Below are 12,396 nucleotides of genomic sequence, written 5' to 3'. Positions count from 1 at the left end.
ACCTGTGATCAGACGTGCTTATCACAGGTTTACTTTTTATAATTCGGAACCATAGAAAACTGTTAGAAAGCGCTTAGATGAGTCTTTTTGTCAAAAACAGTCATATACACTATTTTAAGATCAAGCGATAGCGTCCAGTTTTCGACATACCACAAATCGTGTTGTGTGCGCTGGCTTTTCTGTTCTTTGGTTTCAGTAGGGCCTCTCCATCCATTAACCTGAGCCCATCCGGTTATGCCCGGTTTGCAATAATGACGGATCATGTACTTTTCTTCACTGGCTTGGAACTGTTGGTTCAGGTAGCTCCTATGTGGCCTAGGTCCCACGACACTCATATCTCCGAGAAGTACATTTAGGAATTGTGGCAATTCATCCAAACTATATTTTCTCAGGATACGGCCTAGCCTTGTGATACGCTCGTCTCCTGCTTTTGTTGATAAACTTCCTCCTACTGCCTTATCGCATACCTTCATGCTTCTAAACTTGAAGAGTCTAAATGGCTTGCCTCCTTTTCCTATCCGGACTGGGCAATAAAAGATAGGTCCATCTGAATCTAGTTTAATAAGAATTGCAATAATAGCAAAGACAGGCATCAGGAAAAGAAGTGCAAAGAAAGAGAATAGTACATCAAATACATATTTGGAGATGGATGCACTTTTTTTATCGAGTGGTACCTGTCTTACATTAATAACATCCATGTTTCCATAACGGCATAGCTTATATGACTTACCCAAAACACCTTGAAAATCGGGAATATACTTAACCCTAATGCCATGATAATCGGCAGCATCAATTACACGCTTTACTTTTTTGGAAACTTTAATAGGTAATGCGATAACAATCTCATCAACCTTATTTGACATAAGATATTGGTTCATGGCATCTAAGTCACCAACTATCCTATCTTGCTCAACCTGGCACTCTTCCTCTTTACATTTAATAAAACCTTTAATATTGTGAGTGGCTAATTGGCTGCTTTGAAGTTGCTTGTAAGCATGGTTAGCAGAATCACCTATACCTGCTATTAGCGTATGTTTCGTCTGGTTAACTGCTATCTTTTCTACAAAGCGATTAAGAAGATAGTTTAAAGGTATGCCAATTAATGGGATGCCTAATGAAAACGCAATAAGTACGTTACGATTAGGTGCTAGTAATCCAAATACCTCAAAAAAGACAAATGCGAAGCCAACTAGCATTATGTAAGTCTGAGCATACTTATAAACCTTCGAACCTTTCCTCACAGAGTTGTCACTATACAGGTTTTTCCAGTAACCTAACAAAAACCAGGAGAAAAACATACTTAAAAATAATGCCCATTCAGCCCCCATATACTCTCTGTCACTAAAAAGATATAATGAAAACAGGAATGAAATAAATAACACGAATATGTCTCTACCAAAATACACAGAATTTACTATCTGCTTTGATTTAATCATAACCTTCTCCATATTATTTACAATATTATCATGAACAGAGTGGCCTTATCTTTACACCTTTATTACCTTGATTTTGTTTGTATTAGGATAGGGTAAAGTCTAGAGCATATAATCTAAATTAAAAGTAAAATTCAATTTATAACACAAGACAATTATTCGATTAAATCACATTAAATTTTATTATTCAGGTTTAATAATTAAACTTAACATAAATTAACTATAACTATATTGTGTATTATAGTAACGTATTTATTATAAATTGGATTTGAAAAATTGATTTTTTAAATAATTATTTTAACATCAAAAAGGTTTAATATTTAAAAACATAAAACGCTTGCTTTTTCAACGTGTTCCTCAAAGCTACATGTTCGGTTATGGGTCATATAGGTAATCTGAAGCAAATCTCTTCTATATAGAATTATAAACTGACTTGAAATTGGGTATAAGCAGAATGAAATCAGTCTAGATTTAGCTCATTCTAAAGGTCTAATTCTTATGAAATTATATTTTTTATGGGGAAATGTATCTTTTTACTAAAATATCGTATAGTGTTTATACTTATATCATGTTAAATATCACAGTACAGATCCTTTAATTATATCTTATATTGATAAAATATTAGCGTAAAGAGTTTGAATTATTAATAGCCAGCAGGAACAATAAGTGACATATAGAGCTAAGCATAGTTTTAACTAACCTGCTGATAAGCCTCGATACTTTGTCTTCATTATCAAAAACCCCGAAAGGAAGGCAGAACACTGTAAATGATTAACAATATTGAAATCGACATGGTTAAACCTCTATCTTGATTCATATGATGCAAGAGCAAATCAATGCCTCACCCGTTATACCTGCAATGACGACACCCTTAACTGATAAATTGAAAATTGTAGTAGGGGAAGCGGCACTTGGACTGATACATGAACAAGCCTTTATAGATGAATGGGATACATTGTATAATGCCTGTCCTTGGGCAACTATATTTCAAGAAAAAAAGTTTGCGGCAGCATGGTACCAGCTCTATAATAGTGAGTTCACACCAATCATTGTCAGTAACTGGCAAAATGGCAACCTCACTGGCTTACTATTATTAGCACAAAATAGGAAAGATAAGAAAATCCAAGGTGCTGGTGGTGATTACGCTTACTATAAAACTTGGCTTTCTACTGAATCAGACAATGACTTTATCAAAGCATCACTTCGAAAATTAATAAAATATTTTCCTGGGCATATCATTTCTTTATCCCAGCTTCCTCCGAACACCCCTATAAGCTGGATAGAGGAGGACCCCTATTTTAGAAAGAGGAGTATATTAAGAACAATATCTCGCCCTCTAGTGAATCTAAAGAACCCGGAGGCTGAAAAGCTGGTTAACAAAAAAGAATTCAAATCTAATTGTAATCGTCTAAAACGCTCGGGAGAATTAAGCTACGAACGAGTAATTGATTTTGACGAATTTTATAGTGTTCTAGACGAGCTCATTTATCAGTATGACTTTAGGCAGGGGGCTATAAGAAATCTGACACCATTCCGCAATTCTCCCGCTAGAAAACAGTTGTTAATAGAAATGTTCAATCAAGATATGCTACATGTAACATTGCTTAAGCTAAACAATGACATAGTAGCATCATTAGTTACCACAAAAGAAAGGAACAACTGGATGCATGGTGTAGGTATTAACAGCTACTCCCCTATTTATGCCAACTACTCTCCTGGATTTATATGTTTTGTAAAATTTGTGCAGCTGCTTATTCATGAAGGATATGACACCTTAAACATGGCCACAGGTAATCAGCACTACAAAGGAAGATTGGCAAATAGTTATGATCAAGTATATGAACTTACTGTAACAAATAAATCTACCTATGTTGCTAAAGAATACTTAAAAGCGAGCATACGCAAGCATGTCAAACCAAATTTTATAAGACTGCTAAAACAGTACAGTGCTTATCTATTTCATACTAAACAAAAATTTGGGGTTATCAAAAACCAAGGCTTAGTTTCATATTATTCGCATTATCAAAAGAATAAGAAATTAGTATTATGTGATTTTAGAACAGATCAAGAGCCTAACAATTTGGTGGATGCTATACAAATAAAGCGAAACAGTCTTCAGGACCTTCTATGCTTCGATGAGACTAAGGCCTTTGTGGGTCGGCAAGAGTTTCTAAGTGATGCCATGAAGAGGTTTGAGCTAGGAGAGCAGTCATTCACATGGGTAGAAGATGGGAAACTAATCGCTTGCGCTTGGCTTCTTGGTCCAGAAAGATCGAGAAAAGACAATCGCGCAATTGTATTACCTGAAGGCTGTGCCATCATACACGGTATTTCTCATCATACCATAGTTGGAGATCAACTGGGTAGATTCCTCCATATTGTAAAAGTGGAAGCGACTAGGCTCCTTGATGCAGTAAGAATTCTTGCTATTGTATCTGAAGCAGATGCTAAGCGAAGCAAAATACTTGCCAGGTCAGCCCTAGTTTAACACTCCAGTTGAAGCTTTAGTCTAAGACTTTTAATCTCAGGTCTTATCAATTTCGATTATCCACTTAGTTAGCCTCATTCAAAAAGCTAAAGTTTGTAAACCCTCAAAGCTTAGAAACTGATTAAATCACAAATAATTTAAAAAGGGTGTCATTTCGAACATCTACTTAATAAATACTTCCCAGCTACTTAAACAGGTATAACTTTTCGATAATATGATTGATATTAACCAAAACATACTGGAAAGAAGAGTTGAGACTTTAGATTTGTTAATTGGTGATGATGCATTATCACTTATTTATGATGACTGGTTCATAGCTGAATGGGACAGTTTGTATGAGCGCTGTCCATGGGCCACTGTTTTTCAAAAAAGGGAGTTTGTAACCTCATGGTATACTGTCTATTTAGAAAAGCATATTCCCATTATTGTTTTAGCAAAAGATAATGGGAAGCTCACAGGCCTACTAACTTTAGCAAAGACCAATGAAAAGTATATAACTGGTGCAGGTGGGAACCAGGCCGAATACCAGGTCTGGTTAGCTGAAGAGGTTAATAGCTCGGTCTTTATTAAAAAGACGCTAGAACTGCTCCGAAAGCATTTTCCTAAAGCTACTATTCAATTGAATTACATCCCTTATGCGACTCCTATTAGCTGGATAAAGACTGATGCATATTGGAGTAGACAATGCAAGATACAGTCTTTTAAACAGCCACTACTTATCGTAGATGAGGACAGTATTACTAAAGAATTAAGGAAGAAGAATAAAAGAGAGAAAATAAATCGTTTGAAAAGACTTGGTGAGTTGAAGTTCGAGCGAATAACAGAAGTTGGAGAGTTTACTTCTATCATCGATGAACTTGCAATTCAGTTTGATTTCAGAAAAGGAGCTACAGTAAATATTAGCCCGTTCAAAGATGACAAGCTGAAGAAAAAATTCATACTAGCCTTATTTGATCAAAATGTAATACATGCTACTATTCTTAAGTTAAATGATGAAATTATTGCTTCTAATATAGGAGCTACAGGAAAGAACTGGATTCATTTACAAGGGCTCAATACCCATTCTCCCTTCTACGCAAAACATTCTCCAGGTATATTACATTTCCTGATGTTAGGAAAGCAGATGGTAGATGAGAACTTAGAAGTTTTTGATTTAACGCCTGGTGAAAATTCTTATAAAGATGGTCTTGCAAACCATTATATACAGGCATTCAGTCTTACCTTTAGTAGCCCTCGTCATATTTTAATCCAAAAGATACAGTACATACTGACTAATTATATAAAGGCGCTTATGCTGAAAGCAGGAGCAAAAAAAACTGCTTTCAAAGACTTTAAAAAAACTGCTTGGATAGTATCTAAAAAAGTCAGACAAAATCTAAACCCAACAATTATTGATCGTGTTAATTTTATAAAGCTAACCAATAAGGATATTATTTACAGTGCTGACTTATATTCAATTAAGGCACTAAACACAGCAATACAAGTTAATAGCATGAGCCTGGAAGATCTACTAAATTATAACGATCAAGGTGAATGGCTTACTCGCTGGGAGTTTCTAGAGGATGCTATGAAGCGTTTTGAAGGCGGGCAGCGCTGCTATACTTGGGCAAAGGACGGTCTTCTGCTAGCATGCGCCTGGTTAGGGCCTTGGACAATAAATGTCGTCACACCAAAAGAGGCTGACTTGATATTACAGGGGCTGTACGGTCACCGGGAAAGTATTGGACATTTAGCAAGTTTCTTAGCTTCTGTTGCAGTTAAGTCCTCAGATGATCGGGTAGTGTATGCTATGACAAAGGAACGACACATAAGCAGGGCTTTAGAAGAGGCAGGCTTTAAGTCTACTTTATTTTAAATTTTGCATAAAGGAAGTCATTCTTATTACAGATTATTTTGTAATGCTATGAAGTCAATACTAAATAGCACTACAACTAATTCCTCTCATTAAACTTAATGCTTTACAGACGTCATCCTTAATTAAAGTATTATGTTTAGGCAATTCAAATTGCAGCTACATTTAATAGTAGACAAAGTTGGAGTTCGCGTGTACAACTTAAATTACACCGTCAGCTTTTCAGTTATAGCACATCAATTCACTGCTTAATAATTCATATTTTTTATTAAAATAAAAACAACACTATATATAAAGCGTATAAGTATTGCATGGTTTATTATAAACCAATTTAAAAAAACTTAGACTTAACCAATCCAGTGTATTATAGGAACGTTTAATATAATAGAATATGCTATTCAATTCTTTCTCGTTCCTGCTATTTTTCCCTAGCATTTGCTTGCTGTATTTCGCCCTACCAGCCAGGTATAGGTGGGTGCTGCTGCTGGCAGGAAGCTATTACTTTTACATGAACTGGATTCCGGTTTATGCTTTGCTTCTATTCCTCTCCACCATTATAACCTACTTCTGTGCACTTCTGATCCATAAGACACATCACGCTAGTAAAAAGAAAGCATTCCTACTCTTCAGTTTAGTTTCCAACTTCAGCATTCTGTTCTTCTTCAAGTATTTCAATTTTATAAACGAGTCTGTTTTCGAGTTGCTGTCTCAGTTCAATATGCGCTGGGAAGTTCCTAATCTACATATTCTGCTTCCAGTTGGCATATCTTTCTATACCTTTCAAGCAGTAGGTTATTCTATTGACGTATACCGGGGCAACTTAAAGCCTGAAAAGCACCTGGGTATTTACGCCCTGTTTGTTTCCTTTTTTCCGCAGTTAGTCGCAGGTCCTATTGAACGTGCAGCCAATCTGCTGCCGCAGTTTCACCAAAAGTTTGACTTTAACTACCACCGCGCCGTGCAAGGCCTCAAACTTATGCTCTGGGGCTTTTTCATGAAACTGGTTGTGGCCGACAGGTTGTCGATTTATGTTGATGCCGTGTACAACAACGCCGACAAGCACGACGGCACCACATTGCTTCTTGCCACGCTTTTCTTTACTGTCCAAATTTACGGGGACTTTGCAGGTTACTCCTACATCGCCATTGGGAGCGCCCGTGTGATGGGTTTTAACCTGATGATGAACTTCAACCAACCATATTTTGCAAAGTCAATCGCGGAGTTTTGGAGTCGCTGGCACATCTCACTCTCTACCTGGTTCAGAGACTATGTATACATTTCTATGGGTGGCAACAGGGTTCCATTCCACCGTTGGCAGTTTAACCTCCTTGTTACGTTTTTGGTAAGCGGCATCTGGCACGGAGCTAACTGGACTTTTGTGCTCTGGGGCACAATGCACGGTGTGTTTCTGATTATGAGCAATATCAGCAAAAAATATATTTTCAGGCAAAGCATTTGGAACAGGCTGGCAACAAACAGCAGCGTTTATCAAAGCCTTCAGATTATCACAACCATCATGCTGGTTGCCTTCACCTGGATATTATTTAGGGCCAATACCTTATCAGATGCTTTTCTGATTATCAGCAAGATTTTTACAACGGCTAACGTGCCTTTTATTGGAGATAGCAGGTCATATATGGTATACTCTGTTATGGCAATTGCGCTACTCTTTATTGTAGAATATGTGCGGGAGTACTATCCTAACATTGAGCTCTTCGAAAACAGAAAAGTGCAGGTACGCTACTTCTCCTATACCGCTATGGCTGTGATCATTCTTTTGTTCGGTGTATTCGATGGTGGTCAGTTCATTTATTTTCAATTCTAAAGGTATAGGGCGATATGAAACATCAACTGAACAAATTCCTTAAGAAACTCGCACTAATGCTATCGCTTGTTTTTGCTACTGACTTTGGTATTGGAAATTTGCTAGAACACTTCTACTTCCGGATGGGCCCATCTGCGCCGGAATACAACACTACCTATGCGCTTAACAAGGCAGAGGAAGACATTCTTGTATTTGGATCTTCGCGAGCACAGCACCACTACGACCCGACCCCATTTGAGGAAAACTTAAATAAAACCTTTTACAACACCGGCCAGGATGGACAGGGCATTCTGTACTCGTATGTGGTGCTGAAGAGTATACTGCAGCGTTCCCAAAAGCCCCGGATTATTCTACTAGACTTGAACCCGAATGAATTTCATGCCCACCAGGATGATTACGACCGATTGTCAGAACTGCTCCCCTACTACCACTCCAATAAAGCGGTGAAAGAGGTGGTAGACCTTAAAAGCAACTTTGAGTATCTTAAGGCACAGTCTTATTTATACCGCTACAACTCGCTTCCCCTTACTATCATTATGCATAACTTGTCTTTAGAAGAGGACAATACAGAGAAGGGCTTTGAGCCTATACCTGATCAGGTATGGACAGAAGAACTGCAAACGTATACGGAAGAAGAGCAGATAGACAGTACAGAAGTCAGGCTTTTTAAAAACTTTCTGGAAGCTGCCCAAAAAGCCAATTGCGAGGTATATGTCATTATATCGCCCTCTTACCGCAAGTATAGCCAGGAAACCCTGAGCATCCAGCTCGCAGAAGAGATTTGCGAAGATTTGGGTGTAAACATGCTCGACTATAATCAGGATGCTCATTTTCTGAAAAACAGATCGCTTTTCGTAGACCCAACACACCTTAATGAAGATGGCGCCGAGATATACTCTAAAATAATTGCCTCCAAACTAACAGCAGCCAACATAAAACTAATAACTGGCTTACACTAATTGCCGATCCAAAATCTATAGTTATACCCCTTATATATTTAAACCGATGTGTGGAATAGCAGGAATAATTCAGTTTGAAAACAAAACACCCCAAGAAACAGCTTTGCGAAACATGATGCAGCGAATGAAGCATCGTGGTCCGGATGATAACGGGGTCTTTATAGAAGATAAGGTAGGTTTAGGTTTTGTAAGGTTAAGCATTATTGATTTGTCACCGGACGGGCACCAACCTATGGTGTCGGATGACGGCAGGTATGTGCTTGTCTTTAATGGGGAGATTTTTAACTATGTCGAGCTCAGAGAAGAGCTCTCTCAAAAAGGGGTAAAATTCAAGACCAAGACAGACACAGAGGTCCTTCTCAATTCCTACATCTATTGGGGAGAGCAATGCATGCATCACTTTAATGGCATGTGGGCCTTCGCTATTTATGACCGGGTAAATAAGTCTGTGTTCGCGTCGAGAGACCGTTTCGGTATCAAACCCTTTTATTACCTGCAAACTGACTCCTCTTTTGCTTTCTGCTCTGAAATCCCGCCATTACTCACCTTGCTGGAAAACAGACCGACACCGAACCAGCAAAGCATATTCGACTACCTGGCTTTCAGCAGAACAGACCAAAATGAAAACACATTTTTCAACGAAGTTAAAAAGCTGCAGCATGGCTGTAAACTCTCTGTAACAGATGGGCATGTAACAATAGACAAGTGGTATCACTTAAAAGAAAGAGTGGCTGACACAGAAGCATTTAATAACCCCGAAGAATACCGGGAATTACTCGCTTCGTCCATCAAACTCAGGCTTAGGAGCGATGTGCCCGTTGGTGTTTGCCTGAGCGGAGGGCTGGACTCATCCAGCATTGTTTCTGTATTGCTGAAGGACTTTAATAAAACAGATCTGAACACCTTTTCAGCAGTATATGAAGATGGGCAGTTTGGCGATGAAAAGCGATTTATACACGAGTATAAGGCCACTCTGCAAAATATGCACTATACCTCACCCAGTGCTTATACTTTACAAAACGACCTGCACGACTTTGTAAGAGCACACGCAGAGCCGCTCCCATCCACTTCCCCCTACGCCCAGTACAAGGTAATGGAACTGGCTAAAGGCAATGTTGTAGTAACATTAGACGGGCAGGGCGCTGATGAGAAGCTGGCTGGCTACCACTACTTCTTTGGTTTCTACTTTAAAGATTTGCTTCGATCGGCCAGGCTTGGCAGGTTGAGCGGTGAGGTATACCATTATATGGCCAGACACAGGAGTTTGTATGGCTTAAAGGCTTTCATCTACTTCATGCTCCCAGAAAACTCCAGAACCTCGCTGCGGGTAGATGAAAAAGGATACATGGAAACTGCTTTTGTGGACAGGTATAGCAAATCAAACGCTATTGCAGGGCAGTTGTACGGCTCCAACACTTTAAAAGACTCGCTGCTCGATCACTTCGAAAACAAACTGGAGCATTTGCTTAAATGGGAAGACATCAACTCCATGCATTATTCACTGGAGGCCCGAGTGCCGTTCCTTGATTACCGGTTAGTAGAGAAAACGCTGGCAAGTTCCGATAACTGGTCTATACGCAACGGCATCACCAAGTATATTCTAAGGGAAGCTATGAGAGGCACGCTTCCGGAAAAAATACGCCTGCGCCAGGATAAAATGGGCTTTGGTACACCGCAGGATGAGTGGTTCAGAGAGCCTGCTTGGCAAAAAACAATCACAGATTTACTACAGAGCGATTCCTTTAAAGCACGAGGCATTATTAACCCAAGTATAGCACTGAGGAAGTATAATGAGCATTTGGACGGCAAAACCAATATTGCAAAAGAGATTTGGAAATGGATACACCTTGAGCTGTGGTTCCGTGAGTTCATTGATTAGACAGATATAGTCAATGCATTGTTATAATCAGATTTATTCATTAAAAATAATACAGGAGACCTCGCTTTGGAAAAGAAGATGAAAGTACTGTTTGTGTCGTCAGGCAACTCTAAAGCCTTTGATATTGCACCCTTCATAAAAGTTCAGGGAGAATCATTGAGGGAAAAGCAAATTGATATAGAATACTTTAAAATTACTGGAAAAGGGTTCTCTGGCTACCTTTCGAATGTTAAATTACTGAAGGAACAATTGAAATCGAACGAGTTCGACGTGATACATGCCCATTTTACACTTTCGGCTTGGGTAGTGGTGCTAGCTATGCCCCGAGTTCCGGTGGTGCTGTCTCTTATGGGAGATGACGCCCGCGGAAGAGTAAGGAAGCTTGTTAAAAACAGGGTGTATATTAATTTTTTTACTTTTTCGACGCTATTGATTCAACCATTTGTAAAGAAAATCATCTCAAAATCTCCCAATCTCGAAAAATTCGTTTGGCAGAAAAAAAAGTCGTACTTATTGCCAAATGGCGTTGATGTGCAAAAGTTTTGCCCAACAGAGCAGGATTTTCGAGAAGAATTAGGCTTGATCAAAGATAAAAAATATGTTTTATTTCTTGGGAATACCCAAGACCCGACAAAAAACTTTCAGTTATTAAACGCGACGAGAGAAAAACTGGCGCTGCATGGTATTGAGATTGTCTCGCCCTATCCAATTCCCCATCAGCAGGTTTTCAAGTATTTAAATTCTGTTGATGTACTTGTGATGTGCTCTCTCGACGAAGGCTCTCCTAATGTAGTTAAAGAAGGTATGGCCTGCAATTGCAAAGGTGTTTTTACTGATGTTGGGGATGTACGTTATCTGGTTAACAACACACCAGGCTATGCTATTACGGATTTTGATGCTGACGATCTTACACAAAAGATACTGGAGGTGATGGAAATGGACACTTGCAAAGGCAGACAGAGGCTTTTGGATCTTAAGTTAGACTTACCTACAGTAGCCGATAAACTGAAAAGAATATATCAGGAAGCGCAAGCTTGATCATCCAGTGCTTATCTACATCTATCACTAACATTCCATTGAACACATGGCCAATTAAAGCTTTTAGCTAATTGATTTTATCTGGTAAAGGCGTTTAGGAAGAGATCATATCAGTCAGTTTAGTGCCTGCCCTTCCCACCTGTATGTTATCGAAGTATAGTACGCGTTTATCGGTAGTGGTCTTTTCCTTAGCCCAATCTGACTTATATATACCCAGTTTCAACTTTGGCATTCCCCCTTCGTTGTACATGTTCCCTCCCTTTCGCGAGAGTAACTTTTTGCCATCTATCCAAACCTCAGTGAGGCCGTCAGAGTCATAAGAATGCACCATATGTACCACAATACTGATCCACTTGTTCTTTTTTATTGGGCCTAGGTCCACCTTATCCTTCTCCTCCTGTTCATTGCGGACTGTTATCCTAAGGCGACCGTTTTTTGTACGGATGGAGGCCGACGGGCTGCCCATTCCGCTCTGATGCCATTGCGTGATACACTCGTCATCCTTCTCGTCCACAAAGCCGTCCGAAGGAAAGTAAACTTCATAAGCGTACCACATTTCTCTTTCTAAATTACCTTTGACCACCGTCACCTCTGCACGGCGACTACCCTTTACGTCAGGATCGCTCTGGCGGAGCTCAAAACGTGCTGCTTTGCCATTACCCTTTGGCCTTTTTACTATATTTAGAGAGTGGGGGGCGCCCAGTTCAAGGCTGTAGAAAGAAGAGAGCGGGTTACTACCCTCGAAGCTTTGGCTGAAGACAAGGGAAGCCGTGGTCAGGCTCGTAGATTCAACTCCATTCGATGTCTCAAGCTTTTCAAAATACTGTTGTACGTTTAACAGTAACAGGAGACATATCACACAAAATACGAGAATTTTATTAAAGTTTGGCATCATAATAGTCTGGATTAGCAGTCGTATAAA

The 12,396-nt window shown here is 39.2% G+C and carries 8 protein-coding genes; 6 read left to right on the top strand and 2 right to left on the bottom strand.

Going from position 1 to position 12,396, the window contains the following annotated elements:
• Positions 1–62: 62 nt before the first annotated feature.
• The gene (locus Q1A54_RS16870) at positions 63–1,448 is read right to left on the bottom strand and encodes an exopolysaccharide biosynthesis polyprenyl glycosylphosphotransferase (RefSeq protein ID WP_299990519.1); all 1,386 of its coding nucleotides are present in this window, start codon (positions 1,446–1,448) and stop codon (positions 63–65) included.
• An 802-nt stretch (positions 1,449–2,250) separates the two neighbouring features.
• On the opposite strand from Q1A54_RS16870, the gene Q1A54_RS16865 reads away from it, so the two are divergent.
• The 6 genes from Q1A54_RS16865 to Q1A54_RS16840 all read left to right on the top strand — a co-directional run bounded on the left by Q1A54_RS16865 (position 2,251) and on the right by Q1A54_RS16840 (position 11,474).
• Positions 2,251–3,921 (top strand): GNAT family N-acetyltransferase, encoded by a 1,671-nt coding sequence (locus tag Q1A54_RS16865; protein WP_230392243.1) that lies wholly within the window; start codon positions 2,251–2,253, stop codon positions 3,919–3,921.
• A 214-nt stretch (positions 3,922–4,135) separates the two neighbouring features.
• On the top strand, positions 4,136–5,776 hold the full coding sequence (locus Q1A54_RS16860) for a GNAT family N-acetyltransferase (RefSeq protein ID WP_299990506.1): 1,641 nt from the start codon (positions 4,136–4,138) through the stop codon (positions 5,774–5,776).
• Positions 5,777–6,212: 436 nt separating this feature from the next.
• On the top strand, positions 6,213–7,598 hold the full coding sequence (locus Q1A54_RS16855) for an MBOAT family O-acyltransferase (RefSeq protein WP_299990504.1): 1,386 nt from the start codon (positions 6,213–6,215) through the stop codon (positions 7,596–7,598).
• Between the two features lie 14 nt (positions 7,599–7,612).
• Complete coding sequence (locus Q1A54_RS16850) at positions 7,613–8,557, top strand: hypothetical protein (RefSeq protein ID WP_196119822.1); 945 nt, start codon at positions 7,613–7,615, stop codon at positions 8,555–8,557.
• 46 nt (positions 8,558–8,603) lie between these two features.
• A complete protein-coding gene (gene asnB, locus Q1A54_RS16845) occupies positions 8,604–10,436 on the top strand; it encodes an asparagine synthase (glutamine-hydrolyzing) (RefSeq protein ID WP_299990501.1) in 1,833 nt (610 codons plus the stop codon).
• A gap of 66 nt (positions 10,437–10,502) precedes the next feature.
• Positions 10,503–11,474, top strand: coding sequence for a glycosyltransferase (locus tag Q1A54_RS16840; RefSeq protein ID WP_299990499.1), 972 nt, complete (start codon positions 10,503–10,505; stop codon positions 11,472–11,474).
• Between the two features lie 94 nt (positions 11,475–11,568).
• Here Q1A54_RS16840 and Q1A54_RS16835 read toward each other — a convergent pair whose 3' ends face one another.
• Complete coding sequence (locus Q1A54_RS16835) at positions 11,569–12,366, bottom strand: polysaccharide lyase (protein WP_230392244.1); 798 nt, start codon at positions 12,364–12,366, stop codon at positions 11,569–11,571.
• Between the last annotated feature and the right edge of the window lie 30 nt (positions 12,367–12,396).

It is taken from the genome of uncultured Pontibacter sp., assembly GCF_947502515.1.
Classification (GTDB): Bacteria; Bacteroidota; Bacteroidia; order Cytophagales; family Hymenobacteraceae; genus Pontibacter.
The sequence above is the reverse complement of the archived record's forward strand: the minus strand, read 5'-3'. Positions and strand labels throughout refer to the sequence as shown.

Bases quoted from the DNA above. Each gene is read 5' to 3' on its own strand.
- asnB (WP_299990501.1), top strand. From the start codon at position 8,604: ATGTGTGGAATAGCAGGAATAATTCAGTTTGAAAACAAAACACCCCAA.
- Q1A54_RS16850 (WP_196119822.1), top strand. From the start codon at position 7,613: ATGAAACATCAACTGAACAAATTCCTTAAGAAACTCGCACTAATGCTA.
- Q1A54_RS16865 (WP_230392243.1), top strand. From the start codon at position 2,251: ATGATGCAAGAGCAAATCAATGCCTCACCCGTTATACCTGCAATGACG.
- Q1A54_RS16835 (WP_230392244.1), bottom strand. From the start codon at position 12,366: ATGCCAAACTTTAATAAAATTCTCGTATTTTGTGTGATATGTCTCCTG.
- Q1A54_RS16860 (WP_299990506.1), top strand. From the start codon at position 4,136: ATGATTGATATTAACCAAAACATACTGGAAAGAAGAGTTGAGACTTTA.
- Q1A54_RS16870 (WP_299990519.1), bottom strand. From the start codon at position 1,448: ATGGAGAAGGTTATGATTAAATCAAAGCAGATAGTAAATTCTGTGTAT.